Annotated in this window: 34 protein-coding genes; 19 read left to right on the forward strand and 15 right to left on the reverse strand. The window is 62.8% G+C overall.

Going from position 1 to position 26,534, the window contains the following annotated elements; translation table 11 throughout:
- Positions 1-3: 3 nt before the first annotated feature.
- The 3 genes from M2427_RS31850 to M2427_RS31860 all read right to left on the reverse strand — a co-directional run bounded on the left by M2427_RS31850 (position 4) and on the right by M2427_RS31860 (position 3,574).
- Complete coding sequence (locus tag M2427_RS31850; protein ID WP_280710800.1) at positions 4-1,005, reverse strand: polysaccharide deacetylase family protein; 1,002 nt, start codon at positions 1,003-1,005, stop codon at positions 4-6.
- Positions 1,006-1,170: 165 nt separating this feature from the next.
- Positions 1,171-1,737, reverse strand: a complete 567-nt coding sequence (locus M2427_RS31855; protein WP_280710764.1) for a glutathione peroxidase — start codon at positions 1,735-1,737, stop codon at positions 1,171-1,173.
- A 91-nt stretch (positions 1,738-1,828) separates the two neighbouring features.
- Positions 1,829-3,574 (reverse strand): L,D-transpeptidase, encoded by a 1,746-nt coding sequence (locus tag M2427_RS31860; RefSeq protein ID WP_280710765.1) that lies wholly within the window; start codon positions 3,572-3,574, stop codon positions 1,829-1,831.
- Between the two features lie 207 nt (positions 3,575-3,781).
- On the opposite strand from M2427_RS31860, the gene M2427_RS31865 reads away from it, so the two are divergent.
- Positions 3,782-4,330 (forward strand): CreA family protein, encoded by a 549-nt coding sequence (locus tag M2427_RS31865; RefSeq protein ID WP_280710766.1) that lies wholly within the window; start codon positions 3,782-3,784, stop codon positions 4,328-4,330.
- On the opposite strand, the gene M2427_RS31870 is transcribed toward M2427_RS31865, so the two are convergent.
- On the reverse strand, positions 4,320-4,514 hold the full coding sequence (locus M2427_RS31870; RefSeq protein ID WP_280710767.1) for a hypothetical protein: 195 nt from the start codon (positions 4,512-4,514) through the stop codon (positions 4,320-4,322). The genes M2427_RS31865 and M2427_RS31870 overlap by 11 nt on opposite strands.
- Before the next feature lie 230 nt (positions 4,515-4,744).
- Complete coding sequence (locus tag M2427_RS31875) at positions 4,745-4,933, reverse strand: hypothetical protein (protein ID WP_280710768.1); 189 nt, start codon at positions 4,931-4,933, stop codon at positions 4,745-4,747.
- Here M2427_RS31875 and M2427_RS31880 point away from each other — a divergent pair.
- Both M2427_RS31880 and M2427_RS31885 read left to right on the forward strand, forming a co-directional pair.
- Entirely contained in the window at positions 4,932-5,096 is a 165-nt protein-coding gene (locus tag M2427_RS31880) for a hypothetical protein (RefSeq protein WP_280710769.1), read from the forward strand. The two genes, M2427_RS31875 and M2427_RS31880, sit on opposite strands and share 2 nt — an antisense overlap.
- 33 nt (positions 5,097-5,129) lie before the next feature.
- A complete protein-coding gene (locus tag M2427_RS31885; protein ID WP_280710770.1) occupies positions 5,130-5,495 on the forward strand; it encodes a hypothetical protein in 366 nt (121 codons plus the stop codon).
- Positions 5,496-5,510: 15 nt separating this feature from the next.
- On the opposite strand, the gene M2427_RS31890 is transcribed toward M2427_RS31885, so the two are convergent.
- Both M2427_RS31890 and M2427_RS31895 read right to left on the reverse strand, forming a co-directional pair.
- A complete protein-coding gene (locus M2427_RS31890) occupies positions 5,511-5,768 on the reverse strand; it encodes a DUF6719 family protein (protein ID WP_280710771.1) in 258 nt (85 codons plus the stop codon).
- 68 nt (positions 5,769-5,836) lie between these two features.
- A complete protein-coding gene (locus tag M2427_RS31895) occupies positions 5,837-7,294 on the reverse strand; it encodes a PLP-dependent aminotransferase family protein (protein WP_280710772.1) in 1,458 nt (485 codons plus the stop codon).
- 76 nt (positions 7,295-7,370) lie between these two features.
- Here M2427_RS31895 and M2427_RS31900 point away from each other — a divergent pair, with 76 nt between their 5' ends.
- The 7 genes from M2427_RS31900 to M2427_RS31930 all read left to right on the forward strand — a co-directional run bounded on the left by M2427_RS31900 (position 7,371) and on the right by M2427_RS31930 (position 13,874).
- Positions 7,371-8,096: a pyridoxamine 5'-phosphate oxidase family protein gene (locus M2427_RS31900; RefSeq protein WP_280710773.1), complete on the forward strand. Its 726-nt coding sequence runs from the start codon at positions 7,371-7,373 to the stop codon at positions 8,094-8,096.
- A gap of 52 nt (positions 8,097-8,148) precedes the next feature.
- Positions 8,149-9,426 carry an ArgE/DapE family deacylase gene (locus tag M2427_RS31905; RefSeq protein ID WP_280710774.1) on the forward strand — a complete coding sequence of 426 codons (1,278 nt, stop codon included), beginning with the start codon at positions 8,149-8,151 and terminating at the stop codon, positions 9,424-9,426.
- 269 nt (positions 9,427-9,695) lie between these two features.
- Positions 9,696-10,505: an alpha/beta hydrolase gene (locus tag M2427_RS31910; RefSeq protein ID WP_280710775.1), complete on the forward strand. Its 810-nt coding sequence runs from the start codon at positions 9,696-9,698 to the stop codon at positions 10,503-10,505.
- Between the two features lie 34 nt (positions 10,506-10,539).
- Entirely contained in the window at positions 10,540-11,379 is an 840-nt protein-coding gene (gene kynA, locus M2427_RS31915) for a tryptophan 2,3-dioxygenase (RefSeq protein WP_280710776.1), read from the forward strand.
- Between the two features lie 9 nt (positions 11,380-11,388).
- Positions 11,389-12,591 (forward strand): kynureninase, encoded by a 1,203-nt coding sequence (gene kynU, locus M2427_RS31920; RefSeq protein ID WP_280710777.1) that lies wholly within the window; start codon positions 11,389-11,391, stop codon positions 12,589-12,591.
- Positions 12,592-12,711: 120 nt separating this feature from the next.
- Positions 12,712-13,110, forward strand: a complete 399-nt coding sequence (locus M2427_RS31925) for a PaaI family thioesterase (RefSeq protein ID WP_280710778.1) — start codon at positions 12,712-12,714, stop codon at positions 13,108-13,110.
- Positions 13,111-13,262: 152 nt separating this feature from the next.
- Positions 13,263-13,874, forward strand: a complete 612-nt coding sequence (locus M2427_RS31930; protein WP_280710779.1) for a GNAT family N-acetyltransferase — start codon at positions 13,263-13,265, stop codon at positions 13,872-13,874.
- Positions 13,875-13,962: 88 nt separating this feature from the next.
- On the opposite strand, the gene M2427_RS31935 is transcribed toward M2427_RS31930, so the two are convergent.
- From M2427_RS31935 to M2427_RS31945, 3 genes are all read right to left on the reverse strand, one after another.
- A complete protein-coding gene (locus tag M2427_RS31935; RefSeq protein WP_280710780.1) occupies positions 13,963-14,268 on the reverse strand; it encodes a hypothetical protein in 306 nt (101 codons plus the stop codon).
- Between the two features lie 85 nt (positions 14,269-14,353).
- Positions 14,354-14,653 carry a putative quinol monooxygenase gene (locus M2427_RS31940; protein WP_280710781.1) on the reverse strand — a complete coding sequence of 100 codons (300 nt, stop codon included), beginning with the start codon at positions 14,651-14,653 and terminating at the stop codon, positions 14,354-14,356.
- 25 nt (positions 14,654-14,678) lie between these two features.
- On the reverse strand, positions 14,679-15,365 hold the full coding sequence (locus M2427_RS31945) for a DUF2161 family putative PD-(D/E)XK-type phosphodiesterase (protein WP_280710782.1): 687 nt from the start codon (positions 15,363-15,365) through the stop codon (positions 14,679-14,681).
- Positions 15,366-15,496: 131 nt separating this feature from the next.
- On the opposite strand from M2427_RS31945, the gene M2427_RS31950 reads away from it, so the two are divergent.
- On the forward strand, positions 15,497-15,844 hold the full coding sequence (locus M2427_RS31950; RefSeq protein ID WP_280710783.1) for a GrlR family regulatory protein: 348 nt from the start codon (positions 15,497-15,499) through the stop codon (positions 15,842-15,844).
- Here the strand turns inward: M2427_RS31950 and M2427_RS31955 are convergent, their stop codons facing one another.
- Together M2427_RS31955 and M2427_RS31960 are read right to left on the reverse strand one after the other, a co-directional pair.
- Positions 15,845-16,525 (reverse strand): SDR family oxidoreductase, encoded by a 681-nt coding sequence (locus M2427_RS31955; RefSeq protein ID WP_280710801.1) that lies wholly within the window; start codon positions 16,523-16,525, stop codon positions 15,845-15,847.
- Between the two features lie 24 nt (positions 16,526-16,549).
- Complete coding sequence (locus M2427_RS31960; protein WP_280710784.1) at positions 16,550-17,293, reverse strand: tyrosine-protein phosphatase; 744 nt, start codon at positions 17,291-17,293, stop codon at positions 16,550-16,552.
- 48 nt (positions 17,294-17,341) lie between these two features.
- On the opposite strand from M2427_RS31960, the gene M2427_RS31965 reads away from it, so the two are divergent.
- Entirely contained in the window at positions 17,342-17,668 is a 327-nt protein-coding gene (locus M2427_RS31965; RefSeq protein WP_280710785.1) for an MliC family protein, read from the forward strand.
- Positions 17,669-17,779: 111 nt separating this feature from the next.
- Here M2427_RS31965 and M2427_RS31970 read toward each other — a convergent pair whose 3' ends face one another.
- A complete protein-coding gene (locus tag M2427_RS31970; RefSeq protein ID WP_280710786.1) occupies positions 17,780-17,983 on the reverse strand; it encodes a DUF2735 domain-containing protein in 204 nt (67 codons plus the stop codon).
- A gap of 534 nt (positions 17,984-18,517) precedes the next feature.
- Here M2427_RS31970 and M2427_RS31975 point away from each other — a divergent pair.
- From M2427_RS31975 to M2427_RS32000, 6 genes are all read left to right on the forward strand, one after another.
- Entirely contained in the window at positions 18,518-19,552 is a 1,035-nt protein-coding gene (locus M2427_RS31975) for a glutamine synthetase beta-grasp domain-containing protein (protein WP_280710787.1), read from the forward strand.
- 198 nt (positions 19,553-19,750) lie between these two features.
- Complete coding sequence (locus M2427_RS31980; RefSeq protein ID WP_280710788.1) at positions 19,751-20,452, forward strand: GrlR family regulatory protein; 702 nt, start codon at positions 19,751-19,753, stop codon at positions 20,450-20,452.
- A gap of 18 nt (positions 20,453-20,470) precedes the next feature.
- Positions 20,471-21,154: a substrate-binding domain-containing protein gene (locus M2427_RS31985; RefSeq protein WP_280710789.1), complete on the forward strand. Its 684-nt coding sequence runs from the start codon at positions 20,471-20,473 to the stop codon at positions 21,152-21,154.
- A 32-nt stretch (positions 21,155-21,186) separates the two neighbouring features.
- On the forward strand, positions 21,187-22,008 hold the full coding sequence (locus M2427_RS31990; protein WP_280710802.1) for a tetratricopeptide repeat protein: 822 nt from the start codon (positions 21,187-21,189) through the stop codon (positions 22,006-22,008).
- 80 nt (positions 22,009-22,088) lie between these two features.
- Entirely contained in the window at positions 22,089-22,556 is a 468-nt protein-coding gene (locus M2427_RS31995) for a hypothetical protein (protein WP_280710790.1), read from the forward strand.
- A 72-nt stretch (positions 22,557-22,628) separates the two neighbouring features.
- Positions 22,629-22,778, forward strand: coding sequence for a hypothetical protein (locus M2427_RS32000; RefSeq protein WP_084292415.1), 150 nt, complete (start codon positions 22,629-22,631; stop codon positions 22,776-22,778).
- Between the two features lie 572 nt (positions 22,779-23,350).
- Here M2427_RS32000 and M2427_RS32005 read toward each other — a convergent pair.
- Both M2427_RS32005 and M2427_RS32010 read right to left on the reverse strand, forming a co-directional pair.
- A complete protein-coding gene (locus M2427_RS32005) occupies positions 23,351-23,773 on the reverse strand; it encodes a hypothetical protein (protein WP_280710791.1) in 423 nt (140 codons plus the stop codon).
- Positions 23,774-23,897: 124 nt separating this feature from the next.
- On the reverse strand, positions 23,898-24,521 hold the full coding sequence (locus M2427_RS32010; protein ID WP_280710792.1) for a tyrosine-type recombinase/integrase: 624 nt from the start codon (positions 24,519-24,521) through the stop codon (positions 23,898-23,900).
- 193 nt (positions 24,522-24,714) lie between these two features.
- Here M2427_RS32010 and M2427_RS32015 point away from each other — a divergent pair, with 193 nt between their 5' ends.
- Positions 24,715-25,590, forward strand: coding sequence for a transglutaminase-like domain-containing protein (locus M2427_RS32015; RefSeq protein WP_280710793.1), 876 nt, complete (start codon positions 24,715-24,717; stop codon positions 25,588-25,590).
- The last annotated feature ends 944 nt before the right edge of the window (positions 25,591-26,534 follow it).

Consider the following 26,534-nt stretch of genomic DNA (forward strand, 5'->3'; position numbering starts at 1 on the left):
CGTCTATTCGGAAACGGTCGTCACCACGGAATTGACCGGACGCGTGCTCACCGTCGGCAGCTTGACGTCCTTCATCAGCTCCTGGTCGTATTCGGGGAGCGAGGCGACCGGCGCCTTGGCGCGCATCGCTACCACCTTGTAGCCGCCGGCCTTGAGGCGATTCAGAAGTTCGGGCAGGGCTTCCGCCGTGTGCTTCTGGAAATCGTGCATCAAGATGATGCCTTTGCCCTTCTTGTCGAGCCCCTTCATCACGGCCTCGATCACCTTCTCCGGCTTGGAGGCCTTGAAGTCGAAGGAGTCGATGTCGCAGGAGAAGATCCCGACGTTACGGTTGCCGAGATAGGTGACCATCTCCGGCGGATGTTGCAGCGCCGGGAAACGGAAGAACGCCGCAGGCGAGATTCCGCCGAGCGCCCATTTCACGGCGCTGATGCCCTTCTCGATCTCTTCCTTGCGCTGTGCTTCGGTCAGCTTCTTGTTGTTGAGATTGGCATGCGACCAGGTGTGGCTGCCGATGGTGTGACCGGCCGCGTAGACCTGTTTCAGGATCTCCGGCTCGTAGGTGGCATGCTTGCCGATCGAGAAGAAGATGCCGGTGGTGCACTGATCGGCGAGCGCCTTCAGCACGGCGGGCGTGTTGCGCGGCCATGGACCGTCGTCGAAGGTCAGGACGACCTCCTTGTCGCGCAGGAAGTCGAGCTCCTTGAAATGCTCGAAGCCGAAACCGGGACCGCCTGTCGTGTCGATCTCCACCGTGCGGGCGACGCCCAGCGCGTTTGGATTGTTGCAGGCGGCACGTGCCGGCTGTGGCGCCTGTTGCGGCGGCGGCGGGAAGGCGGCGCTCGGCTGCGCCGCGGCTGCTGCCGGCGCCGCGGCAGCCGGAGCAGCAGCCGGTGCGGCCTGCGTGGCGGCTGCCGGTTTTGCAGCCGGGGTCTGCGACCACGCCACGCCTGTCAGCGCAACGGAGATCGCGCTTGCCAAAATCAGTTTTGCCGCCACACGCATGGTGTTGTCCTCGAGATTGATCCCGTTGTTCCGCCGTGGCTTTTTTGCCTCCGGCAAAACCTGTCCTGCCCCTCACCATCCTAGCCTAGATGGTGGCCCATCGCCATTGCAACGGCTGTTTGGCGCTTCGCCACATTTGTGCCCAACCGCGTGACGGCTGATCCGTCAAGTGTCGGCCAACGCCCGGGCAATCGCGGTCTTGATGCGCGTGTCGGCGGGCTCCACAGCGGATGGAAAGACCTCGGCGATATAGCCGTCGCGGCCGACCAGGTATTTGTGGAAGTTCCACTTCGGAACCTCCTTCGGCCGCGCCTCGGCGGCCCATTTGTAGAAGGGATGCGCCTTAGGCCCTGTTACGATGGCCTTGGCGGCGATGGGGAAGGTAACGCCGTATTGGTGGTGCGCGGTTTCCGAGATCTCGCTGGTGCCGCCCGGCTCCTGGCCACCGAAATCGTTGGAGGGCACGCCGATCACGGTGAGCCCTCGCTCGCGAAACTCGCTCCAGAGCTCCTGCAGTCCCGCATACTGCGGGGTGTAGCCGCACAGCGAGGCGGTATTCACGACCAGCAATGGCTTGCCGGTGAAGGCGGCGAGGCGAATGTCGTCGCCGGATAGCGCGGCGAATGAGAAGGCATAGGCCGGGATCCGGCTCATGCCGTTGTCGGCCGGTGCGCGCGTTGCAGAGGCGGTGGTCGCCAGCATCGCGGCAAGCATGGTTCGGCGGTTCAACATGGCGGCGTCCCCCGGATGTGATCCGGCACGCAGTCTACGCCCGCGATGCGAGAGGTCTGCTCAACACCGCGTTATCCGAGACAGGACGTGCTCAGTACAGACGGACGATGAAATCGGTGCCTTCGCCGGTCTCACCCTGGTTGATGCCCTGGTCGGAGACGATCACCGAGCCACCGGTGGTGAGCATCTCGTTGATCTTCGCCATGACGTCGGCGGGGATCGTGATGCGATCCAGTGCCTCGGCGGGGCTGTCCGGCGTCACGACCGGCTTTGCAGCGACCGGAATGACTGCAGCGTTGCGCTGGCGGCGTGTCACACGACCGTCGTCCTCGCGCGCGGCGGCGCGGACGGCGACGGGCAGCGACACCACCGACCAATGCAGTGCGTTGGAATCGGTCTTGTCGACTTCGGCCGTGAAGACATGGGTGCCGAGTGGCCGATCACTTGCCGCGATCGTCACGGGCACATCGAACAGCGGCGCAAAGTTCTGCCGCACATAGAGCTTGGAATCCTTGCGGCTGATGAACACCGCGATCTGGCCGGTCCGCTTCGGCAGATCCGGCTTGATGGACGGTGCGGGATCGGCGACGCGGGTCTGGTCCTTCTTCGCCTCAGGCGATGGCGCTTGCGCGGGAGCCGTTGCCGTCACAGGTGCGTCGGGCTTCTTCTCGGGCGCGGCAGCCTCAGCCTTGACCGGCTCGGATTTGACCGGCTCGGACTTGGCAGGCTCGGCCTTGGCAGGCTCGGCAGCGACTTCCGTCTTCGGCGCGTCGGCCTTCGGAGCTTCTGAAGGCTCCGACTTCGCTGCCTCGACCTTGTCGGCTGGCTTCTCATCTGAGATCGCCTCGTCGGTCTTCGCTGCCGCGTCGTCAGGCTGCTTCGCCGGCTCCGAGGCCTCGGCGGATTTTGTGTCGCTTTTGGCCTCAGTCTTGGCCTCAGTCTTAGCCTCAGTCTTGGCGGCTTCCTCGCGAACCGGCGCATTGCCCGTGGTCACATCCGACATCACGACGTGGCCGACCGTGGAGCGCAGCTCGAGCACGCCGTCAGCGCTCGCGGTCTTCGTCTCAAACGATTTGGTTTCGACGGGCTTGGCGTCGGCTACCTTGGAGTCGGGCGCACCCTTGTCTGCCTTGTCGCCAACGCTCGTCGTCGGCTCGAGGCTTGCTGCCGGCTGCGGCGGAACGCGCACCGAGGCGAGCATCGGATGCGAGAAGCTTTGCGGCGTCATCTGGCCGGGTGACACGATCACGCGCGCGCCCATCTTCGTCCAGTTCCACATCTTCACCGCGAACGCCATCGGCATGCGGATGCAGCCGTGCGAGGCCGGATAGCCCGGAAGCACGCCGGCATGCATCGCGACACCGGACCAGGTGATCCGCTGCATGTACGGCATCGGTGCGCCGCTATAGATGTTGGAGTGGTGGAATTTGTGCTTCTGGATGACGCTGAACACGCCCATCGGCGTTGAGTGGCCCTTCATGCCCGTCGACACCGGCGACTCCGCGAACACGCCGTTGGAGTCGTAGATCGTCACCTTCTGCCGCTCGATCGAGACGACGATGACGAGCGGACCTTGCGGCTTTGCGCCGGTCTCCTTCTCGACGAGTGCTTCGTCTTTTTGCTTCGCGGCCGAGCCGCGCTTCTGCGGCTTCTGGCGCAGTTGCTCGGGATGCCGCTCTTGCGGGTAGTAGTAGGACGTGCCCGAATAATCCGGTGTGTAATAGAATGCTGCTTCCGCGTGGCCCGTCGTACCGATTGCCCCCGCCGCCGCCAAGATCGCGACCTGCCACAGTCGTGCCGGCGCGGTCGAAAAATGGGACCCGTTCACGCTATTCATCCTCGAATCCATAATCCAAATCAGACGTTAGTGTCGCAGAGGGGATACGCGTTCACCAGCGCGGCGGTTCTGCCGTCCGCTACTTTTGTCCAATCCGTAGCAAAAAAGCCTCACAGAGCGGTAAACGGCGGCCGCGCTCGCTGCCCGTCACCTTTCCGACGGGACCTCCCATGCCTACATTGTGGGGACTTGTTACCGGAGAACTTCATGTCATCTCGTTTCCCCGGTCTTTCCGGCATCCGCTTGAAAGGCCTTGCTTTATTCCTTCTGGCATTGGCCATGCCCGCGGCGTCCGCGCAGGCTGCCGACGAACCGGATCTGATCTTTCGCCGCTCCACCGTGTTCAAATGGATGAGCCCGAACGACAAGCTCGCGACCTATGGCCTCGACGACCCCGAGGTCGAGGGCGTCGCCTGTCATTTCACGGTGCCCGAGAAGGGTGGCTTCAAGGGCTGGCTCGGCCTTGCCGAGGAGGTTTCGGACATCTCGCTGGCCTGCCGCCAGATCGGTCCGATCAAGTTCAAGGACAAGATGGAGCAGGGCGACGACATGTTCCGCAAGCGCCGCTCGCTCTTCTTCAAGAAGATGCAGATCGTGCGCGGCTGCGACGCCAAGCGCAATGTGCTGGTCTACATGGTCTATTCGGACAAGTTGATCGAGGGATCGCCAAAGAACTCGACCTCGACGGTGCCGATCATGCCGTGGGGACCGGCGGACGGGAACGTCCAGAAGTGCGCTGACTTCTTCACTCAGTGATGTGAGCGCGGGGGCTGCGCGGTTTCGCAAGGTGCGAGCCGCTCAGCCGGACGAAGGCTTGCGGCGTAGCCTCATAGCCGCGGCCTGATTGCAGCGCCATGGGGCCGGCCGAACCGGTCGGGAGATCGGCGCGGTCCGTTTGTTGGGCCGGCTCGCGCGCCGTTGCGCGATCTTGCGCCATCATGATGGCCATTCCTCAAATGTGTGAGCCCGGTTGATGGGCATTGGTTTTCGAAGGCTTCGGTCGTGCCCAACGAATCCTGGGTTCATCTCCCTCGTTCATCGCCGGGACCGGCCTTCGTTTGGGCTCTCTTCAGCAGAAAACCGTAAAATGCATGTGAAGCGCGGACGTCGCCGATGTGACCGCGTCGCTTCGTCTTGTGCGGACGGTCGCTGCCATGCAGGTTCAAGCCGTCAAGCGCCACATCTGAAATGATTGATGTTTTCCGGGAATTGTTTCGTCGCATCACGGGCGACGAAACAATTCTCACCGGGAACGAAACCATTTTGGGCTTTGGGCGCATCACGGAAGAAACCGCTGATGGTTATCAGGTTGACAACGACGGCGGCACTGCCGGCCACGCAATTCGGAGACAAGTCCATGCGCGCGCTCAGCTTCATCCTTGCTTTCGGTTTCGTGCTCGTCGGTTCCTCGTTCGCAGGTAGCCCGGACGGTAGCCTGCCCGGCATTGGCACCTTCCAGTACAGCGGCTCGCCGATCACCACTGCGGCGCCGCAGCAGATCGTCCTGGCTGCGCGCTTCTGATCAGCAGCAGACAATCAGCCGACATAGGCCACCATGTATTTTCGTCTCTGCGCCGCGGCGTTCCTCTCCCTCCTGACCATCAGCCCCGTCGAGGCGCAGGTGCGTGCAACGAGTAGGTTGCCCGATCCGCGCACTGAGTTCGTGAGGCAATGTGCGCCGCGCATGCTCGGGCGGTGGGAGCATCCGGAAGAGGTCTGCGGCTGCTTGCACGATCACGCCGCGGCCATGGTCGAGGACCGAGACCTGCGCGAGGCGCTGCTGCGCGGCATCAGCGAGACCGGAGTGCCCACGATCGAGACCGATTGGGTGCCGGCGGCAAAGCAAAGCGAGATCGGCGCGACCTTCACCAAGATCGCCAAGCCGACCCTGCAATGCATGTTCGACCCGGCGAAGTCTTAGGCCGTCACTTCGACTTCATTTCGATTTGGGACCAAATCGCGCTACGCAGGATGACGTTCGCACGACGCCCTTGTCCGTCATCTTCGAACCGCGCACTTCCTTGACCTGCCCAGCCGGGCAGGTTCCGTCATCCACGAGCACGCGCTGGCCGAGCTTCAGATCGACGATATCCTGATCACGTCCGACCGTGGTCGCGGAGGCCGTCGAGGCAAGCGTGGTGGAAATCAGCAGCGAGAGGCGGGCTGCGCGGCCAAGCGTCGTGACAAGTGACATGATGAGATATCCCGGAATCGATGTCGCGATGTTACGGAGCGGCCGGCGATTTTGATAGTGAACCTTTGTCACCCCGGCCGCGCCGATTTGCTGCGCAAGGCGGCGCGCGCCTCCTGCGCAAGCCGTTCGGCGGCGGTGACGAGCTCTGGAACCGCGTGCCCGGAAAATCCCAGCACAAAGCCGGGGAGTGGACGCGCCCGCGCATAGGTGTCGGCGAGCAGCCAGCCTTCCGCGCTTGCCGCCTGCTTCGCCTCAGTCGCGATCACCGGGGCAATCGACGGATCGAACCGCGCGACGAGGTGCAGGCCCTGCGACGGCACCGGGACTGACAGCACCCCATCCGACGCCGCTTCGAGCGTTTCGGCCAGCGCATCGCGCGCCTCGCGATAGAGTTTTCGCACGCGCTTCAGGTTCGCTGCGAATGCGCCCGAATTGAGCATGTCGGCGACAGCGCCTTCCATCAGCGTCCCAGGAAAACGGTCGAGCGCAGCGCGCGCGGCCGTGACGTCCGCAATCAGGCGCTCGGGCAGGGCGCAATAGCCGATGCGCAGGCCCGGAAACAGCGTCTTGGCGAACGTGCCCATGTAGATCACGCGCTGGAGCTGATCGATGCCGGCGAGCGACATCAAGGGCGCACCGTCATAGCGGAACTCGCTGTCGTAATCGTCTTCGAACACGAAAGCCCCGGCCTGCTTCGCCCAGTCCAGCAGCGCGAGTCGGCGCGGCATCGACATCTGCACGCCCAGCGGAAACTGGTGCGATGGTGTCACGTAAGCCGCGCGCGCGAACGGCGCTGCGGTGCGTCCTTTCGAAACTTGCAGGCCGTGCGCGTCGACCGGGATGGGCACCGTGCGATAGCCGCTTTGCGCGATGGTCCTGCGCGCGATGGGGTAGCCGGGGTCCTCGCACCAGACCTGATCGTTGGCCTTCAGGATCGCGCCGAGAGCGATGCGCAGGGTGTGCAGCGTTCCCGATGTCAGCATGATCTGGTCGGGGTCGCAGCGGAGCCCCCGCGCCGACAGCAGATGATCGGCGATCGCGACGCGCAATTCGCGGCTGCCGCGCGGATCGCCGTAATGCAGGTGCTCGCTGCCGAAGGCGCGCATGCGCCGGCCGACGAACGCGCGAAAGCGCTGCAGCGCGCGCTCGTCGATATGCGTGCAGCCGAGTGCGAGCGCGCCTTGCCGCGGGGCCTCGACCACGACCTTCGGTTTCTTCGCGGCTGCGGCGCGCGCGGGAATGCGCGCGGCCACGAACGTGCCCGAGCCGACGGTCGCTTGCGCAAATCCGTCGGCGATCAGGCGCTCATAGGCGGTGACGACGGCATTGCGCCGAAAGCCGGTCTGCCTGGCCAGCGTGCGCGACGGCGGCAGCGGCTCTCCTGATTTGACGAGGCCGCCGACGATCATCTCACACAGCGCCTGATAAAGCCGGTGCGCCGAGGAGCCGCCGGCGGTGATATGCGGGCCGGCCAGGTCGAGCGGCAGCTCGGCTTTGGCTGGAGAATTGGTCGGAATTTTTTGCATGGAATTGGCACTATCGCAGACCAAATGCGCCGCTACAACTGCGCTGGACGAGTTCCAGACACGATGAGGAGCGGCCGTGAGCCAGACCGAGAGCCAAAATTCCTATCCGACGTCGGCGCGCAACCAGGTCAAGCGCCGGCACGACCGCGGCTTCTACGATCACGCGACCGTTCACCGCATCCTGGATTCCTCGATGATGTGCCACGTCTCCTATGTCATCGACGGGCAGCCCTATTGCACGCCGACCTTCTTCTGGCGCGAAGGGACGAAGCTCTACTGGCACGGCTCCAGCGCAAGTCGCATGCTGCGCAACCAGACCAAAGGCGAGCGCGTCTGCCTGACGGTGGCCCATCTCGACAGCCTCGTGCTGGCGCGCTGCGGCTTCAACCACTCGGCCGACTACCGCGCGGTGATGGCGTTCGGCACCGCCTATCTCGTCACGGACCCTGCGGAGAAGGAGCGAGCCGTGGTCGCGATGGTGGATCGCTTCTTCCCGGATCGCACGGCGAGCCTGCGGGCGAGCAATCCGCAAGAAACCAAGGCGACCTCGTTCATTGCGATGGAGATCGAGGAGGCCTCGGCAAAGGTCCGCGCCAAGGGCGTCGCCGATGACGAGGAGGACTACGAATTGCCTGTTTATGCCGAGCGCATTCCCGTCCGCACCGTGCTCGGTGCGCCGGAGCCGTGCCCTCGATTGCTCGATGGGGTGAGCCGGCCTGCGACACTCAATGGCTATTCCGAAGGCCGACTGCTCGAAGATGCATTGCGGGATGCATATTTTGTGGAGTACCCGAACGGCTGAAATCGGCTAGCTTGCGCGCACCCTTGACCGTTGGATGCCCGGAGTTTGCCTGATGAATGCCGAAACGCAGCAGAGGATTCTTGACGCCGTCGATGCCGGCTTCGAAGCCCAGCTTGCGACCACCCGTGATTTCGTCGCGATCCCTTCGACCCGCGGAGCGGAGGGACCGTGCCAGGACATGATCGGCGACCTCCTGCGCGCGCGCGGCTATGAGGTCGACGACTGGCATATCAATGTCGACGATCTCAAAGATTTGCGCGGGTTCGGCCCGATCGAGCATGATTTCTCCAAGGCGCGCACCGTCGTCGGTACCTATCGCCCGACCACCGAGGCCGGCAAATCGCTGATCCTGCAGGGGCATTGCGATGTCGTGCCGGCGGGGCCGCTGGAACTATGGGACACGCCGCCGTTCTCGCCCGTCATCAAGGACGGCAAGATGTTCGGCCGCGGCGCCTGCGACATGAAGTCGGGCACGATTGGTGCGCTCTATGCGCTGGATGCGATCAAGGCGGCCGGCCTCAAGCCGACCGCGCGGATTCACTTTCAGTCGGTGATCGAGGAGGAGAGCACCGGCGTCGGCGCACTGTCGACGCTGCAGCGCGGTTATCGCGCGGATGCCTGCTTCATCCCCGAGCCCACCGGCGGCAAGATGGTGCGCTCGCAGGTCGGTGTGATCTGGTTTCGCCTGAGGGTGAAGGGCCATCCTGTTCATGTCGCGCATGCCGGCTCGGGCGCCAACGCAATCATGGCGGCGTATCACCTGATCCAGGCGGTGCAAAAGCTCGAGATCGAATGGAACGAGCGGGCGAAGGCCGATCGCCACTTCAAGGCGCTCAATCACCCGATCAACTTCAATCCTGGAATCATCAAGGGCGGCGATTGGGCGTCCAGCGTGCCGGCCTGGTGCGACGTCGATTGCCGCATTGCCGTGTTGCCGGGCTGGTCGATCGCGGACCACCAGAAGGAAATTCTGGCGTGCGTCGCGGCGGCCTCGCGCAACCACCGCTTCCTCGCCAACAATCCGCCTGAGGTCGAATGGTCGGGCTTCCTGTCGGAAGGCTATGAATTGACCGACTCTGCCGCGCCGGAAGCGGCATTCGGCAAGGCCTTCAACAGGGTTTATGGCGGCGCGGTCGAAGACCTCGTCTTCACCGCGCTGACAGACACGCGCTTCTACGGCCTCAACCACGGCATCCCCAGCCTGTGCTTCGGCGCCAGAGGCGGCGAGATGCACGGCTTCAACGAATATATCGATCTGGACTCGCTGAAGAAGACCACCAAGGCGATGGCGCTGTTCATCGCGGAGTGGTGCGGGGTGGAGAAGGCGTAGCGAGCCGCCTCGCTCTCTCTCCGTCATTTCGAGGAGCCCTTGCGACGAAGCAATCCAGACTATTGCCGCGGAACGGTTCTGGATTGCTTCGCTACGCTCGCAATGACGGCGTTGACTGCCAGATCCGTCTTGGCGGCAATATCCTGCCGATCTGGTGCCCGAAATGCGGGCTCCTCAAAATCCTTTAAGCTTAAAAGAAAGACTAGGATGCCGCCTTGAGCGGTGGCAGACTGGCGCCTGGTTCGCTAGACGAGTCCCAGGGAGAGAAGATGCGCGATTGGGATGATGCTTATGCCAATTCGGCCCATATCCCGGGCTCGGACAAGATGCCGGCGCAGTGGGCGGAGCGGGCCGCGGCTTACCGGGCAGGGCTGAAAAGCTTTCGCCCCGATATCGCCTATGGGTCCGGAGAGCGCCAGCGTTTCGACCTGATCCTGCCCGATGGCGACAGCAAGGGCCTCGTCGTGTTCGTGCATGGCGGCTACTGGATGCGCTTCGACAAATCGACCTGGACCGATCTTGCCGAAGGCGCGCGGCACCACGGCTGGACCGTTTGCCTGCCGAGCTACACGCTGACACCGGCCGCGCGCATCTCCGACATTACCGCCGAGATCACGGCGGCAATTGCGAAAGCGGCCTCGCTCGTCGCCGGTCCAATCCGGCTCGCCGGCCATTCCGCCGGCGGTCATCTCGTCACGCGCATGCTCTGCGACGACAGCCGGCTCGAGCCTGCTGTCTTCAACCGCATCGCCGGCACGCTCTCGATCAGCGGCCTGCACGATCTGCGCCCGCTGTTGAAGACCAAGATGAACGAGACGCTGCGCATGACCATAGAGGAGGCGATGCTCGAAAGTGCTGCGCTGCATCTGCCGCGCGGGCATTCGCCCGTGACCGCCTGGGTCGGTGGCGGCGAACGGCCTGAGTTCATCCGCCAGTCCGATCTGCTGGCCAACGTCTGGACCGGATTCGACGTGCCGACGCGCCTCGTCGTCGATCCCGGGCTGAACCATTTCACCGTGATCGATGGTCTGAAGGATCCAATGTCGCCGATCACCGCGCGCCTGATCGGGCTCGACTGACTGACGCAGGGATGATCGATCGAGAGGGCTTGTCATGACGTCCAGCGATTACGATCCCGCAAAAGAAGGTGCCGAGACCGATTTCACCCAGCGCATGTCCTATGGCGATTACCTCGCGCTGGATGCGATCCTTGGGGCGCAGCATCCGCTGTCGGAAGCGCATGACGAGATGCTGTTCATCATCCAGCATCAGACCACCGAGCTGTGGATGCGGCTTGCCATCCACGAACTCAGCGCCGCGCGTCGCGCTATCGCCCGGGACGAGGTGTCGCCGGCGATGAAGATGCTGGCGCGGATGTCGCGCATCTTCGAGCAGCTCAACAACGCCTGGGATGTGCTGCGCACGATGACGCCCAGCGAATACACCCGCTTCCGGTCCCAGCTCGGCCAGTCCTCTGGATTCCAGTCGCGCCAGTACCGCCTGATCGAGTTTCTGCTCGGCAACCGCAACCACGCCATGTTGAAGCCGCACGCGCACGATCTGGAAACGACCAGGCTGCTCGAAGCCGAGCTCGCGACGCCGAGCCTCTATGACGAGGTGCTGCGATTGGCGGATCGCAACGGGCTCAAGATGCCGGCGACCGTGCTGGCGCGCGATGTCCGCGAGACCCATAGCTTCAGCGAGGGCGTGCTGCAGGCGTGGCGTATCGTCTATGAGGCGCCGGAGACGCACTGGATGTTGTACGAGCTCGCCGAGAAGCTGGTCGATTTCGAGGATTATTTCCGGCGTTGGCGGTTCAACCACGTCACGACGGTCGAACGCGTCATCGGCTTCAAGCGCGGCACCGGCGGCACGGGCGGCGTCAGCTATCTCAAGCGCATGCTGGAGGTCGAGCTGTTCCCCGAGCTCTGGCGCGTCCGCACCATTCTGTAGAGATTGTTCATGATCAGGCTTCGCGTCTACGACGACACCAGAGCGCTGTTCCATTTGCCTCACGGCGTGATCTATCTCGACGGCAATTCGCTCGGTGCGCTGCCGCGAGGTGTCGCCGAGCGCGTCAATCGGGTGATCACCACGGAGTGGGGCGTTGAGCTGATCCGTGCCTGGAACACCGCGGGCTGGTATGCCCAGCCGCGCCGTGTCGGCGACCGCATCGCGCGACTGATCGGCGCGGAAGCCGGCTCGGTGATGGTCGGCGATACACTGTCGCTCAAAGTTTATCAGGCACTTGCCGCGGCGCTCGACATGAGCGCATCGCGCAAGGTCGTGCTGTCAGATACCGGCAATTTTCCGACCGATCTCTACATGGCTGAAGGCCTGATCGCGACGCTTGGACGCGGACATCAGCTGCGCCTGGTGGCACCGGAAGAGATCGAGGCTGCGCTGTCGGAAGAGATCGCGGTGTTGTACATCACCGAGGTCGATTACCGTACCGGTCGCCGCCACGACATGGCGAAACTGACGGCAAAGGCGCATGCGCTTGGGATCGTCACCGTTTGGGATCTCGCGCATTCGGCCGGCGCGCTGCCGGTCGATCTCGCCGGCTGCGGCGTCGATTTCGCCGCCGGCTGTACCTACAAGTATATCAATGCGGGCCCCGGCGCGCCGGCCTTCCTCTACGTCGCGCCGCGCCATGCAGATGGTGCACGCGCCGCGCTGTCGGGATGGATGGGGCACGCTAAACCCTTTGCGTTCGAGCTCGGCTATGCGGCTGCCGGCGGCGTCGAACGGATGCGCGTCGGGACGCCGCCGGTGCTGGCGATGGCGGCGCTGGAGGCTTCGCTCGATATCTGGGACCGGGTCGACATCAAGGAGGTCCGCGCGCGTTCGCTGGCGCTCGGCGATCTCCTGATCGCCGAAGTCGAACGCCGCTGTCCGTCTTTGAAGCTTGTCACCCCGCGTGCGCACGAGCGCCGTGGCTCACAAGCCTCTTTCGCCTTCGATGGTGGCTACGCTGCCATGCAGGCCCTGATCGCCCGCGGCCTCATCGGCGATTTTCGCGCGCCCGACATCATGCGGTTCGGGATCACGCCGCTCTACATCGGCGAGAGCGAGATCATGCGGGCGGCCGAGATCATCGAGGAGGTGATCGCAGGTGAGGTGTGGCGCCGGCCGGAGTATCAGATCATCAACGCGGTGACGTGAGCAGGGCGCGCGTTCTCCACGGCGCGAGCGCCGACGTCACGGCGGCCATTACCTCGGACGTCATTGCTTTGCCGCGCGAACCAATTCACGCTGAGACAACAACGAATTGGGAGGGGATCGATGACGCCGCTCGAAAAGCTTAAAGCGATGAAGATGCCGTTTGCCGAGCTCAAGGGCGTCGAGTTTGTCGAGGCCGGGAAGGATCGCGTGGTGGCGCGGATGACGGTGCGGCCGGATCTGTGCACACTGCATCACACCATCCATGGCGGCGCGGTGATGGCACTCGCCGATTCCGTCGGCGCGGCCGCAACCGTGATCAACTTGCCTGAAGATGCCAAGGGCACGACCACGCTGGAGAGCAAGACCAACTTCATTGGCGGCGCCAAGGAGGGGACCATCGTGATCGCCACCGCGACGCCCGTTCACCGGGGGCGCCGGACCCAGGTCTGGACCACCCGGCTGGAGACTGAGGACGGCAAACTGGTCGCTGTTGTGACCCAGACGCAGCTGGTCCTGTAAGACTACGGGGCCTTGATTTTGTTAACGAATTAGTCGTTCCAGCTGCCTCAAACTTGAGCAGGTTTCCGTCTTGAAAAATTTGCTGCGACGCACAATATTGGAGGCCTAGGGATTCGAACGCCTCCTTGAGGGACACCAAGAGGAGTTTTGACGTGACACTTGAAGAGACCGCTCGCGCGACGTCCGTTCCGGGCTATGTGCGAACCCTGAGCCAGCAGGAAGAGTTGCCGCTTTTGCGCGATCACCTGCTCAGGCTCGATGCCGAAAGCCGGCACGACCGCTTCAACGGTTTTCTCGACGACAGTTTTATCGAGCGCTACGCCGCCCGCTGTGCGGATGATGGCACCGTCATTGTCGCCTATATCGTCGACGGTGTGGTCCGGGGGGCGGCCGAGCTGCATCCGCCGGAGGGCGATTCGCTGCCCGAAGTCGCCTTCAGCGTGGAAGCCTCCGCCCGCCGTCAGAACGTCGGCACCGTGCTGTTCAGCCGCCTGATCGCGGAGGCGCGCTGGAAGGGCTACAAGAGCCTGCGCATCACCACGGGCGCGGAGAACCACGCGATGCGTGCGCTCGCCAGGAAGTTCGGCGCGCACTTGCAATTCCGCCACGGCGAATCCACCGGCACGATCGATCTGACCAAGACGCCCGAGGACGAGCTTGCCGATCTCGCAGCCGCGCCGTTCAAGGTCGGCCGCGCGCTGCTCAGCTTCAACTCGACCTGCTGGAAGCTGATCTCCAGCATGTACGGCAATCGCGCGGCCTGACATCAAAGGCCTGAAATCAAAGATCCTGGAATCAAAAAGCGGACCGGCGAGACCGGTCCGCTTTTGTTTTGGGGCAGGGGATGAGCGCTCAGGTGCCCGTGCGCTTGTCATTGCCGAAGCGACGGACAACGCGGCGCTCGACCACCACGGAGCGCTGCGCGCCCTGTTCGCCGGCAATCACGCGCGTCGCGGTGATGCGGCTGTTGGTGCGGGCCTGCTTCTTCACTTCGGCCTGAACGATTTCGAGCGGCATGCCCATCAGAGCGGCGGCGATCTCGGCCTGTTGATCCTGGTCGTCGGTGATGCCGATGGCGGCGAAGATTGCCTCGTCCAGGGTGGGCGGATCGTGGCGCACGCGCCGCGTGCCATATTTGGTATTCCAGTCTGCGCTCATAACGGCCTCGTTTTGATGCCGGGATACCTAGTGCCGGAGATGTTGCATTGCAATATGAAATTGGTGTGGCATCTCAGCTATGCACTCAAAGCTTCTCAAGCCTGGTCGCGTCGTAAAGTTCGAGGGTCGTTGGTCCCGCGGCAAGTGAGCGCAAGCTCCTCACGAATTCACCGGACGTGGGTACCGCAAAATGGGTCGCGAGCGCCGCGCGGTCGGTCCATTGCTCGAAGAACACCAGCTTGAGCGGATTCTCACAGTCGACGTGCACTGCATGGGAGACACAACCGGGCTCCTGGCGCGAACGATGGACGTGTTCGAGGCTGAGGCGGCGAGCTTCCTCAAATGTATCGGGCCGGACCGTCACACTGCCAGTCACCACGATCATGCTAGTTCCCCCAAAGTGAATGCCACTAGGGCACGGATGCCTCGCGCGCGATTGTTTTGACCAGCGCCTGCGGCCAGCGCTTCAGTGCGGCGTGGCCGGCCTCGGTCAGCCGGTAGATTCCGCGGTCGGCGCGCTCGAACCAGCCATACACATTGTTAAGCAAGATCTTGCCGGCATCGGGACAGCGCTCGCGCAGTTCGCGTACGCGCCGCGGGCCAGCGGCAAGCTCTGATGCGCAGGCCAGCGCCTGCTGCCGATAGGCCGTCATGATCGGCGCGCGGGTGCTGCCGCCGAGCACGGGATCGCCCTGGCGACGTTGATGCTCGGCAACCAGCCGCGAGCGCGTCTTCGGCTCGCGGCGGGGAGCAGTCGTCGGCGGCTTCACCAGCACCTCGACCTGGCCGTTGTCGGTTACCCCGAGCATACCGAAGCCCAGGCGGCGGCAGAGATTGCGATAGCGTGCGTCGCTCTCGCGCCCCTTACCTCGTGCCGAAATTTTTGCCGCGATCCAGATCTCGTCGCCTGCCGGCGCGCGATCGACGGCCTGCAGGATCAGCTCGAGGTTGAAGGCGAGCTTGAGCTCGCCGATCACCACGATCGGAGGATCGCCGGCGCTCAGGCCGACGAGATCGCAGCCGCGGATCTCGCCCTTCACGTCGAAGCCGAGCCCTTCGAGGAATCGTTTGACGGGGAGATAGAGCGCGGTTTCCAAGGCGAGTTTCCGATCGGAGAATCAGCTGTGGCCAGTCTAGCCCGGATCGGACCAAGGGCTGATCGGCATTTGCCCGGATGCGGTGAAGCCAGCTATATCCACGCGCGGGGAACTGGTGAGCGCTCGCGAATATGACGATCAGGAACGGGCTTTATCACATCCGGATCGAGTTCCTGGATAGCGTCCAGGGCGGCAATCAGGGCGTCATGGTGCTGCGCGATGGCACCATGCGCGGCGGCGACTCGTTTTTCTTCGCCTATGGCAGCTACGCCTGCGCCGACGGAAAGTGGAAAGGCGAGCTGACCAACGAGGAGCATTCGCCCACATTCGACGAACGACCGGTGTGGGGCCGCAAGGTCGTGACCATCGGCTTCAGCGGCACCTATACCGACGAGACCGCTTATGGCGAAGGCATTGCGCTCGCGGGCAAGCAGAGCATCCGCTTCAAGGGCAATCTGCGGCTGCTGGTGCCGGATTGATCACACTCGTCCGCTCACCGGAATGAGCGCGCCTGTCACCCCGCTCGCGGCGTCGCTGACGAGGAACAGGATCACCTCGGCAAGCTCCTGCGGTGTCACCCATTTGGCGAAGTCCGCTGTCGGCATGTCGGCGCGGTTGGCCTTGGTGTCGATGATCGACGGCAGCACCGCATTCACGGTGACCTTGCCCTTCCATTCATTGGCCAGGGCCTCGGTGAGGCGATGTACGGCTGCCTTTGACGCCGCGTAAGGCCCCATGCCAGCGCCGGCCTGGAGCGCGCCGATCGCGCCGATATTGACGATGCGGCCCGCCTTCGAGGCGGCGAGATGCGGCAGGGCCGCGTGCGAGGCGTTGAGGGCCGTCAGCACGTTCAGCGCATGCATGCGGTGCCACGTCTTGATGTCGCCGTCGCCGACGGTCTCGAAGGCAAAGCCGCCGGCGATGTTGACCAAGGCATCCAGCCTGCCGAAATGCTTCACGGCGGCTTCAATCGCCGCCTTTGCCTGCGCGGAGTCGGACAGGTCCACGCCGCCGATTTCGATGCGCTCGGTCGTCGCCGGCACCTGCGACGGCGCATGATCGATGGCAGCAATGCGGGCACCGCGTGACTGGGCGATTTCCGCGACGACCCGCCCGAGCGCGCCAAGCGCCCCTGTCACGACCAGAACCTTGCCTTGCATCATCGCTTCTCCCGGCGTTGCGGCCTATGCTTGCAGATAGCGCGCCTTCAGCGCAGTTCGTTCTGCTGTGCCGAGCTTGAGCCCGTCGCGCAAGTAGGCTTCGATGTCGCCATATTCACTGTCGATCGCTTGGAAAGCCGCTTCGAGATAGGAAGCGTTGACCGAGCCGATGGCGTCCAGGACGTCGGCAGGCAGATCCGAGACGCTCGACACGTCGCGCTTGTAGTGGCGATTGGTCAGCAGATAGTCTTCCGCGATGACGTCATCGGGCACGCCGAGCGCGTGCAGGATCAGCGCGCTGGCAAAGCCGGTGCGGTCCTTGCCGGCGGTGCAGTGGATCACGAGCGGGGCGCGGTCCTCCAGCAGATGGCCGAACAGCATGCGGAAGCTGTGCGTGTTGTGCCGGACATAGTTGCGATAGGACTCGCGCATCAGCTCGAGCGCGACCGGCCCGGTTAGCGCGCCCCTGGCGAGCTCGGCGCGGAGCGACGCCACCACCGTCGGTTCGATCGGCAGCGAATGCACGGTGATCTCGTTCACGACGCAGACGCCGCCCGTGCGCTCCTCAACGCCGCGGAAGTCGAACGCGCTCTTGACGCCAAGTGCGCGGACCATCTCGATATCTCCGGCGGTAAGCTGGCCGAGATGATTGGAGCGGAAGATGTGGCGCCATTGCGTCGTGCGGCCGTCTGTGGTGGCGTAGCCGCCGAGGTCGCGAAAATTGCTGGCGCCCTGCAGGGCGAGATGACGGGCAGGGGAGTCTGACATTGGATCTGCTTTTGTTATGTTGCCGACGGACCATTACAGGGGGCGATCATGGGCCGGCACAAGGCCATTCTTTTGGGGATCATCATGCTGTCGGCTGGAATTTCCGGCGCGCGGCAGGCCGACGCACAGACGTTCCGAACCTATCGCTGCGCTGATGGTACGCAGTTCATCGTGGGGTTTTATGACCAGGACACTCGCGCCTTCCTCCAGATCGACGGCCAGCCGGCGACGCTTGCCAAGCGCCTGACGGTTTCGGGCACGCGCTATTCGGGGGCGGGCATCACACTGAGGATCGACAAGAGCGGAGCCACCACGGTCAAGCATTTGAAACGACCGATCACGGCTTGCACAGTGATCGAAAAGCCCGCGCTGTAGACAGACGTCCAGCCAGAATCAAAAAGGGTCGAAACTCCGTTGTTTCGACCCTTTTTCAAACTTCCGTCGAGCGCTTGAGAGGGCGCGGCGGTCTCAATCCTGACACTGGCATTAGCGTTCCCATTTGGGCTTTGCTTCGTCGACTGCGTCCTGGTGGTACCAGCTATCGCTGCAGACCGATGCATTCGCGGGTAGCGAAGCGTGATCGGCGGGAATGCGGGTCTCGCCATAGCGCCGCCCCGCGAGAGCCGCGCGGCCCCCGACAGGGAATTGATAGATCTTCGCAGATCCGTGGCTTAGTCCGTTGTTCAACATTGTAAATGCTCCTGACTCGAAGCGCCTTGGCCTCCATGGTGCGCCCGACTCGTTCTGATGTGGTTACTGGAATTCCCATATCGGCCTCGCACTCCGAAATGCAAAGTGCTGAAAAGGAAATCAGTTTCCGCCCAATTCTTGAGCAAACGGCGGTCTGCACGCCCTAAGGCACCGTGCCGATGACTAACGCCTAGGCCATTCCAAAGGTTGCTAGGCAGGGGCGGGCGGCTTTTCGAAAGTTGCCGGACGTTGATGCGCCTTTGATCGGTAACCTCCGGCAGGAGATGGCCTGCTCCAGAATCAGGCGTTTTCCGCGGAATTTTTGCAGCGCAGCTTCACGGAAAGGTGCGCCGCTATGACGCACGCCGGTGGGGACGATTTCCGCCCTCGGGTGGCGGCTGCCGGCGGTGGAAAACGTCCTGCATTGCGGCCTATTGGCACGCAAAATGCTTGTAGGGGGGCGGCCGATGATGGCCGGGTACAAACGTGCGGGGCTCTCAACCCCACCTTTCGCATCATCTACAGAGAGGCTCAATGACCAAGTATAAGCTCGAGTACATTTGGCTCGACGGATATACGCCGACTCCGAACTTGCGCGGCAAAACCCAGATCAAGGAATTTTCGTCGTTCCCGACGCTCGAGCAGCTTCCGCTGTGGGGCTTCGACGGCTCCTCGACCCAGCAGGCCGAAGGCCACAGCTCCGATTGCGTGCTGAAGCCGGTCGCTGTGTTCCCGGACGGCGCCCGCACCAACGGCGTGCTGGTGATGTGCGAAGTCATGATGCCCGATGGCAAGACGCCGCACTCGACCAACAAGCGCGCCACCATCCTCGACGACGAGGGCGCGTGGTTCGGCTTCGAGCAGGAATATTTCTTCTACAAGGACGGCCGTCCGCTCGGCTTCCCGGCTTCCGGTTATCCGGCGCCGCAGGGTCCGTACTACACCGGCGTCGGCTATTCGAACGTCGGCGACATCGCGCGCAAGATGGTCGAAGAGCATCTCGACCTCTGCCTCGCGGCCGGTATCAACCACGAAGGCATCAACGCGGAAGTCGCGAAGGGCCAGTGGGAATTCCAGATCTTCGGCAAGGGCTCCAAGAAGGCCGCTGACGAAATGTGGATGGCCCGCTACTTGATGCTGCGCCTGACCGAAAAGTACGGCGTCGACATCGAGTTCCACTGCAAGCCGCTCGGCGACACCGACTGGAACGGCTCCGGCATGCACGCCAACTTCTCGACCGAGTACATGCGCACGGTCGGCGGCAAGGAGTACTTCGAAGCGCTCATGGCCGCTTTCGACAAGAACCTGATGGACCACATCGCCGTCTACGGCCCGGACAACGACAAGCGTCTGACCGGCAAGCACGAGACCGCGCCGTGGAACAAGTTCAGCTACGGCGTGGCCGATCGCGGTGCGTCGATCCGCGTTCCCCACTCCTTCGTCAACAACGGCTACAAGGGCTATCTGGAAGACCGTCGTCCGAACTCGCAAGGCGACCCATACCAGATCGCTTCGCAGATCCTGAAGACGATCGCCTCGGTGCCGACCGAGAAGAAGGCGGTCGCCTAAGATCCTCCCGGCCCGGGCTGGGGGGCTGGCCCGGGTTGCCTTTCATTCCGCCGGAGCTGACAAGCTCCGGCGGATTTTTGCTATCCGATGACAGCGCTTTTTGTGGGTCTGGCGGCCATGCCGGCGTGAAGCCTGTCCATCCCGGCTGAAACCGGGATAGAGTGCCGCAGGATGTGCGCGGAGCCGGGGACACGGCGGGTGTTTGAAGGCTTCTACAAGGTTCGGTTTCAGCTTGGCGACAATGTCGGCCGAAGCGTGATGCATGCCGGCAATGGCAAGATGCTCGGCGGCAACTCGGCGTTCGCCCATATCGGCACCTACGAGAAGACCGCCGACGGCGTCGACATCGTCATCAAGACCGTTCGCCACAATCCCGATCCGAACTACCGCGCCATGGCCGGCACCGATGATGCGACGCTGATCGCGAAGGGCTGGGCGGATGGAGACCTCTATCGCTTCAAGGGCGAACTGAAGGAGCTGCCCGGCGTTCCCTTCCAGTCGGTGATGACGCCGATCACCGAGGACGAGGTGCCGATCGCGGGCAGCGTCGGCGAGGCCGGCATCACGAACGGCCTTTACTCCATTCACCTGCGCATGCTCGATGGCGTCGATGGCGGCCTGACCGGCGTGATGCTGCTCAACCGGGGTCGCATCCTCGGCGGCGATGCCGCGTTCTATTATCTCGGCAGCTACACCGCCGCGAACGGCCGTTGGAAGGGGCAGATCCTCAACCAGGAGCACACGCCGGCCAAGGACGATCCGATCTTTGGCGGCCACGAGGTCGGCATCGGCTTCGCCGGCAGCTATGATGACGATCAGGCGGTGCTGGAAGCAACGGCGCTGGCCGGCAAGCGCAGCCTGCGCCTGACCGCCGCGCTCAAGCTGATGCATCGCGCCTGATTATCAGGGACATCGCCCATGGACAAAGTTCGCATGCTCTCGACGCTCGGCCTGATGGGCGCGATGCGCAGCCTGTCTTCGGCGTTCGAGGCGGCGAGCGGCATTCACGTCGATGCCGACTTCGCACCGACGCTGGCGCTGTTGAAGCGCCTGCGCGCCGGCGAGGCCGCCGATCTCGTCATCCTCACGCGCGAGGGGCTGGATGAGGTGATCGCCGAGGGGCGCGTGATCGCAGACACGGCGGCAGACCTCGCGCGCTCCTATGTCGGGCTTGCCGTGCGGGCAGGGCAGCCGCATCCTGATATCGCCACTGAAACCGCGCTGCGCCGGACGCTGCTCGCGGCGCGGTCCGTCGCCTATTCGCGTCTCGGCGCGAGCGGCGTGTACTTCGCCCGGCTGATCGCGCGCATGGGCATCGCAGATGAGATCAACGCCAAGGCCACCATCGTCGAGCAGGGATTTACGGCGGAACGGCTCGTCAGCGGCGAGGCTGATCTGGCCGTGCAGCAGATCAGCGAGCTCAAGCAGGTCGAAGGCATCGAGGTGATCGGCCCGGTGCCGCATGATCTGCAGACGCCAGCCGTGTTCTCCGCGGGCCGCATGGTGGATGCGAAGCAGGCCGCAGCCGCGGACCGGCTGTTGCGATTTCTGGCCTCATCCGAGGTCGTGCCCGTGCTGCGCCAGTCGGGACTCGAGCCTTGAAAACGCCGGGACGGAGATGCAATTTGGCGCCTATGCGCGTCTATCTCCTTGCAGCTCTCTTCGCTCTTGCGGCGCCCGTCGCCGCTCACGCGCAATCGGCCGATCTCGTCCTGTGCGACCGTGTCGCCGCCGATCCCAGCGACCCCGACAAGCCGGCTGACGTGAAAGGCGTGTCTGAGATCGCTGCCGCCGACGTCACGACCGCCATCAAGTTCTGCAAGCAGGCGTCAGCATCGTCGCGCCGGGCGATGTATGCGCTCGGCCGCGCCTATGCGGCCAACCGGCAGATGGCGGACGCGCTCGCTGCCTGGCGCAAGGCCGCCGACAAGGGGTCGAGCGCGGCGATGGTCGAACTCGGCGTCGCCTATGGCACCGGCGCCGGCGTTGCGAAGGACGAGGCGCAGGCGCGAAAGCTGTTCGAGAAGGCGGCGCAGGCCGGCAACCCTCGCGGCGTCTCCAACCTCGCGGCGCTCGGCAGCGCCGGTGGCGGGGGGCCTGCCGATCCCGCGCAGGCGCGCACGCTGCTCGGCAAGGCCGCGGAGACCAATGCGGAGGCGCAGTACCAGCTCGGCCTGATGCTCTCGAACGGCGATGGCGGCGAGAAGGACGACGTCGCGGCACGCGCGCTGTTCGAGAAGGCGGCCGCGCAAAACCATCCCGGCGCGCTGGAGCGGATGGGCGCCTTCGCGCAGGAGGGCCGCGGTGGTCCGAAGGACAAGGACGCCGCCAAGGCCTATTACGAGCGTGCCGCGGCTCTCGGTGACGAGGACGCCAAGAAGGCGCTGGAGCGGCTGCGCTGCCCCTATGCGATCAAGGACAAGCAGGGCAGGCTCGTCACCACGTTGTGCTTCTAGCTCGCGGTCCTTGATCAGGCGCAAGCCCTTCGGGGGCGGCGCGTCGTAGACTGGGTCTTCAAAAAGACTGGAGACTTGCAATGATACTTCGAGGGTGGGTGCTGGCGCTGGCCAGCCTGGCGGTGGCCACGACCGTGGCGGCGCAGGACCTCAAATCACCGTCCGCGGATCAATACGTGCCGCGGCTCGGCGACATCATGGGCGCCGCGCAGACGCGACATCAGAAGCTCTGGCTGGCCGCGCGGGCGCAGAACTGGGAGCTCGCCGCCTTCGAGCTGAACCAGCTCAAGGCGAGTCTGGTCGAGGCTGCCTTGCTCTATTCCGGCATTCCGGTCAGCAACGTCACGACACTCGAGCCGTCGTTGCAGGCGGCGTCCGACGCCATTGCGGCAAAGGACGGCCGCAAATTCGCAAAGGCGCTGGGTGATCTGACGGAGGGCTGCAACGCCTGTCACCGGTCGATGAAACGCAGCTTCGTCGTCATCAAGGTTCCGTCCGATCCGCAGCCCTTCGCCAATCAGCAGTTCGCGCCGCAGGCCAAACCGTGACGGACAGCCCTGACGGAACGGACCGCGCGCGAAGCGGGTTGACCTGGAAAGCAGCAAACAGGAGGCGCAAGCATGATCCGCAAGCTCGCATCCGGCGAATACCGGCTCTACTCACGCAAGGTCAATCCCAAGACCGGCAAGCGGCGCAACCTCGGCACGTTCAAGAGCCGCGCGGCAGCCGAGAAGCACGAGCGCGACGTGCAGTATTTCAAGCGTCACTGACACCTGAGAAACGCCGCGCGTGGCTGCTCAACGCAAAGCGCGAAAACAACCCCATGCACAGTAGCCAAGTCGCTGACAACGATAGCCTAATGGCCACACGATCCTGATGTCTGCGGATTTTACGAAACTTTCTTGATCCGTCGGGCAAAACAGGCGTATGTTGGCATCGTGGCACGATCGGACGAACGGGATGTCCTGCGTACGTGCTGGACTATCGCCCGGACCCGCGCTTTGCTTCGATTGTGGCAGGCATTTTGTTCCGCGCAATGATGGCGTCGCGTACCAGGCCGACGTGTTCGCGCAGTATGTAGGCTTCGCTCGCGAATCCCGTCGGCGTGTGAATTCTCGCGACGGCGTCTTCGATGCGCGAGAGGTCGGCCAGCCAAGTGTCGATCGGCAAATCGCCCGTGCGTGCGGCAACGTCGCGCTCGAGCAGGGCGAGCTCGCCGTACCAGCGGAAAACGCGTGAGCGGACGAAAACCGGCGTTCGTCCAAATGTCGGCGGTTAGGGGTAAACCGGAAATCGCTGACGCGCGGCTAAATCGACGCGAATGACCCGGAGCAGTCTCTGTCTAGGCGGCCGGACTGGTGCTGGCGGCCCCAAAGGCGACGCGCTCTCGGCGAACGCTCCAAAGATAAATGAGTCCGGCAATGGTAAGCTTGATCAGATAGCCAATGACCAACAACATCGGCAGCGATCTGAAAATCCATTCGGTCGAAAGCAAGTAACTAAATCGGGCATAAACAATCGCAAGAGCAATCGGCAAGAGATAAAAAACTAGGAGTGCGACAATCACCCGCAACCATTTATAGGAAACATGCCAAAAGGCAGCCGCGGCAAAGCCAGCAAATGCAAGCCAGGAGGCGATATCCAAATACCCGGCGTAATGCATGATCGAGATATTGAACCCACCAAATGCGAGAACAATCACAACGGAATGAACTATTTCTATCGAGGCATAGACAACCCCGGTTATCTCTCGCACCCCCTTCATTTCGTCCCCCTGCAAGGCCGCCGACTGACGGTCTCTTTCATATCAGACCAAACTTGCAATGTCCCCTGTTGGCCTGGAGCCGTCTGTGAGGGCAGCGCAGATCACGTCTGCTCTGCCCCCGTAGTCAGACGTCAACTTGTTCTGCTATCGCGAGGGCGTCGTCGACCTCGATGCCGAGATATCGAACGGTACTCTCGATCTTGGTATGCCCCAAAAGGAGCTGTACAGCTCGCAGGTTGCCGGTTCGGCGATAGATTAAGGTCGCCTTGGTCCGGCGAAGCGAATGCGTCCCGAACAGGTGCGGGTCCAATCCGATATCAGCGATCCAGCGGGACATAAGGCGGGCATATTGGCGGGTCGTTATGTGTCCGGCCCGCCGCCGTCCGGTGAAGAGATATTCGCCTGACTTCTTCGCGGTCACCCGCAGATAGTCATCGATGGCCTGACGGGTCGATTCCGTTAATTCAAATTTGACTGGTCGACCGGTCTTCTTCTGTCGGACGATCGCGCGATCGGCCGTATACCCACCCGGCGCGACATCATCGACTTTCAGTGCGACTACATCGCAGCCGCGCAGCTTGCTGTCGATCGCGACGTTGAACAGTGCCAGATCACGCGCTCGGCCTTCGACCTGGAGCTTTGTTCGGATTGACCAGACGTGCTTAGGGCGGAGCGGCGGCTTTGCGCCGACGATCTTCCCCTTATTCCAAGGAACGTGTTTCGAAACGGCAGGGATGGTATCGGTCATGTTGACCTCCTCAAATAGTGAGGCCGGTCATTTTCCAGCCCGGGGCCCTTCCAATCCCGCGTCCGCTTCCAGACGATTGGAGACGTAGTTGTGTCCACTTCTAGACAGGACCGATTTTGACCCACAACAGACATCACGGCTTTAGGAGGAGACCGATAGATCCCAATAGACCGTCAACTTGAGATTGCGTAGATTGAGCTCGATCAATGAAGGTCTCCCCACCGATATGCCGACGATTCGAGAGCGATACACTGCGCACGACCACATGACAGAGCCCGGCACATTCGGGAGTCTGTATGATCATCTGCCTTCAGACGTGTCGGCATTGCGTAAGCTGGTATCGCAGCTCATCGTCCACGTTTCGTTGGCAGACAAGTACGAAATTCCCGCCACTATGGCGCGACCAAGAGAAACGCAATCGGCGTCTGATCGATTGCGACTGATCCAAGCGACCCTCAATGAGCCTTTGGATGTACCGCGCCCGCCACATCAACGGACGTTCGGAACGTGCCGGGACTATTCCTTGTTGCTTTGCAGCATGTTGAGACATCAGGCCATTCCCGCGCGAATCCGATGCGGCTTTGCAAACTATTTCAGCGCCGCGCCCTACCAGGATCACTGGATTTGCGAGTACTGGTCGGAGCGGGAGCAGCGTTGGTATCGTGTCGATGCTCAGCTGGATGAGATGCAGGCTCACGAGCTAGGTATTGCGTTCAATCCCTCGGACTTGCCCAACGATGTCTACCTTACTGCGGGTCAAGCTTGGATTTTGGTCAGGAATGGTGGCGCCTTGGCGGATGAGTTCGGGCACGGCGACGATAGGGGTCTTTGGTTCTTGAATGTAAATCTTCATCGCGACCTACTCGCCCTGACAAATCAACAGACATCAATCTGGGACACGTGGCGTACCGCAACACCAGGAACGAAGCTCGTGGACATGTCAGGCAAGGCCTTTGGCGACGAGATCGCGGCAGAAATCGTGCGGGCTGATTCCACATCGGATGCGCTTTCCCAGCTCTTCGAGTTGGCTGCTCTCGCCATGCCACCGCCATGGATCGCTTCCCGTTAGCCCTAGCTACTTCCGCTGTTGGCCCATCGCTGCCGCATCCTACGGCGGTGGATATATCGGCTGGTAGACCGGACCTTACATACCGGGGCTAAACCGTCGCGATTGACCCAAAGCAGGCATGCAACTTCAATGAGTATTAATAGTTTGCAGCGCACGTTTGCCCCCTGAAAAGTGGCCGCCCAGCGAGCATTCCCATGAGCTTGCCAATCAACAAAGGACCTGACTGGAATACATCGCAGTACACGGCATCGGGATTTGGTTTCTTCGCAGGAGCGGGTGCAGCTCAAGTGCTTTTGCACTACCACCTTGTTGGACGAAACTTGGCGATAGTCGTGGTCTTGGCATGCTTCGCTGTTCCACCATTCGTCGTTGGATGGCGGCAAAAGCGCAAACACGGCCCGTTTTACAACGAGCCCGAATAGTCAGCCCCTCTGGTGAGCCGACGCAAAATTGGCCTATCGCAGCCTCGGCCAGTCTTTTGAGTGACCGTCTGGCACTCAAGAGTAGATCGGCCGGATGGCCGATCTTCGGAGATCAGTCGAAGGAGTTGGAATGACCGACAAAGCGTCCAACGAACCGGAACCTCAAACTAACAATGCTGAGGCCAGTAGCACATTTAGAACAAGCGTCCCCACTGTGCGAACAAGAGCCAAACTGACCTTCAGAGATCTTCTGAGAGGCTTTGCTGCTGCGTTGAACATTCCATGTGGCCCCTTTGGTTGGTGATGCGAAGTGCCTTGGTTAGAATGTCGGTCTTTGGCCCATCTGCGAAGTTGCGCTGCGTCTAACGGAGGTCCGCTCATCGCGCCAGAGCGGACCAGATTTGCTCAACCTGAGTTCTTCGCATTTTGACCCTGGCTGTGTGAAAAGCCACGAGTCGGCTACGATTCCTCCGTTTCCTGATGGAGGACACGGATGGGACGCTTCGTTGAAGGCGCGGACAG

Source organism: Bradyrhizobium sp. BR13661 (genome assembly GCF_029892425.1).
In the GTDB taxonomy this organism is placed as follows: Bacteria; Pseudomonadota; Alphaproteobacteria; order Rhizobiales; family Xanthobacteraceae; genus Bradyrhizobium.

Bases quoted from the DNA above. Each gene is read 5' to 3' on its own strand.
- M2427_RS31850 (WP_280710800.1), bottom strand. From the start codon at position 1,005: ATGCGTGTGGCGGCAAAACTGATTTTGGCAAGCGCGATCTCCGTTGCG.
- M2427_RS31855 (WP_280710764.1), bottom strand. From the start codon at position 1,737: ATGTTGAACCGCCGAACCATGCTTGCCGCGATGCTGGCGACCACCGCC.
- M2427_RS31860 (WP_280710765.1), bottom strand. From the start codon at position 3,574: ATGAATAGCGTGAACGGGTCCCATTTTTCGACCGCGCCGGCACGACTG.
- M2427_RS31865 (WP_280710766.1), top strand. From the start codon at position 3,782: ATGTCATCTCGTTTCCCCGGTCTTTCCGGCATCCGCTTGAAAGGCCTT.
- M2427_RS31870 (WP_280710767.1), bottom strand. From the start codon at position 4,514: ATGATGGCGCAAGATCGCGCAACGGCGCGCGAGCCGGCCCAACAAACG.
- M2427_RS31880 (WP_280710769.1), top strand. From the start codon at position 4,932: ATGCGCGCGCTCAGCTTCATCCTTGCTTTCGGTTTCGTGCTCGTCGGT.
- M2427_RS31875 (WP_280710768.1), bottom strand. From the start codon at position 4,933: ATGGACTTGTCTCCGAATTGCGTGGCCGGCAGTGCCGCCGTCGTTGTC.
- M2427_RS31885 (WP_280710770.1), top strand. From the start codon at position 5,130: ATGTATTTTCGTCTCTGCGCCGCGGCGTTCCTCTCCCTCCTGACCATC.
- M2427_RS31890 (WP_280710771.1), bottom strand. From the start codon at position 5,768: ATGTCACTTGTCACGACGCTTGGCCGCGCAGCCCGCCTCTCGCTGCTG.
- M2427_RS31895 (WP_280710772.1), bottom strand. From the start codon at position 7,294: ATGCAAAAAATTCCGACCAATTCTCCAGCCAAAGCCGAGCTGCCGCTC.
- M2427_RS31905 (WP_280710774.1), top strand. From the start codon at position 8,149: ATGAATGCCGAAACGCAGCAGAGGATTCTTGACGCCGTCGATGCCGGC.
- M2427_RS31910 (WP_280710775.1), top strand. From the start codon at position 9,696: ATGCGCGATTGGGATGATGCTTATGCCAATTCGGCCCATATCCCGGGC.
- kynA (WP_280710776.1), top strand. From the start codon at position 10,540: ATGACGTCCAGCGATTACGATCCCGCAAAAGAAGGTGCCGAGACCGAT.
- kynU (WP_280710777.1), top strand. From the start codon at position 11,389: ATGATCAGGCTTCGCGTCTACGACGACACCAGAGCGCTGTTCCATTTG.
- M2427_RS31925 (WP_280710778.1), top strand. From the start codon at position 12,712: ATGACGCCGCTCGAAAAGCTTAAAGCGATGAAGATGCCGTTTGCCGAG.
- M2427_RS31935 (WP_280710780.1), bottom strand. From the start codon at position 14,268: ATGAGCGCAGACTGGAATACCAAATATGGCACGCGGCGCGTGCGCCAC.
- M2427_RS31940 (WP_280710781.1), bottom strand. From the start codon at position 14,653: ATGATCGTGGTGACTGGCAGTGTGACGGTCCGGCCCGATACATTTGAG.
- M2427_RS31950 (WP_280710783.1), top strand. From the start codon at position 15,497: ATGACGATCAGGAACGGGCTTTATCACATCCGGATCGAGTTCCTGGAT.
- M2427_RS31955 (WP_280710801.1), bottom strand. From the start codon at position 16,525: ATGCAAGGCAAGGTTCTGGTCGTGACAGGGGCGCTTGGCGCGCTCGGG.
- M2427_RS31960 (WP_280710784.1), bottom strand. From the start codon at position 17,293: ATGTCAGACTCCCCTGCCCGTCATCTCGCCCTGCAGGGCGCCAGCAAT.
- M2427_RS31965 (WP_280710785.1), top strand. From the start codon at position 17,342: ATGGGCCGGCACAAGGCCATTCTTTTGGGGATCATCATGCTGTCGGCT.
- M2427_RS31970 (WP_280710786.1), bottom strand. From the start codon at position 17,983: ATGTTGAACAACGGACTAAGCCACGGATCTGCGAAGATCTATCAATTC.
- M2427_RS31975 (WP_280710787.1), top strand. From the start codon at position 18,518: ATGACCAAGTATAAGCTCGAGTACATTTGGCTCGACGGATATACGCCG.
- M2427_RS31985 (WP_280710789.1), top strand. From the start codon at position 20,471: ATGGACAAAGTTCGCATGCTCTCGACGCTCGGCCTGATGGGCGCGATG.
- M2427_RS31990 (WP_280710802.1), top strand. From the start codon at position 21,187: ATGCGCGTCTATCTCCTTGCAGCTCTCTTCGCTCTTGCGGCGCCCGTC.
- M2427_RS31995 (WP_280710790.1), top strand. From the start codon at position 22,089: ATGATACTTCGAGGGTGGGTGCTGGCGCTGGCCAGCCTGGCGGTGGCC.
- M2427_RS32000 (WP_084292415.1), top strand. From the start codon at position 22,629: ATGATCCGCAAGCTCGCATCCGGCGAATACCGGCTCTACTCACGCAAG.
- M2427_RS32005 (WP_280710791.1), bottom strand. From the start codon at position 23,773: ATGAAGGGGGTGCGAGAGATAACCGGGGTTGTCTATGCCTCGATAGAA.
- M2427_RS32010 (WP_280710792.1), bottom strand. From the start codon at position 24,521: ATGACCGATACCATCCCTGCCGTTTCGAAACACGTTCCTTGGAATAAG.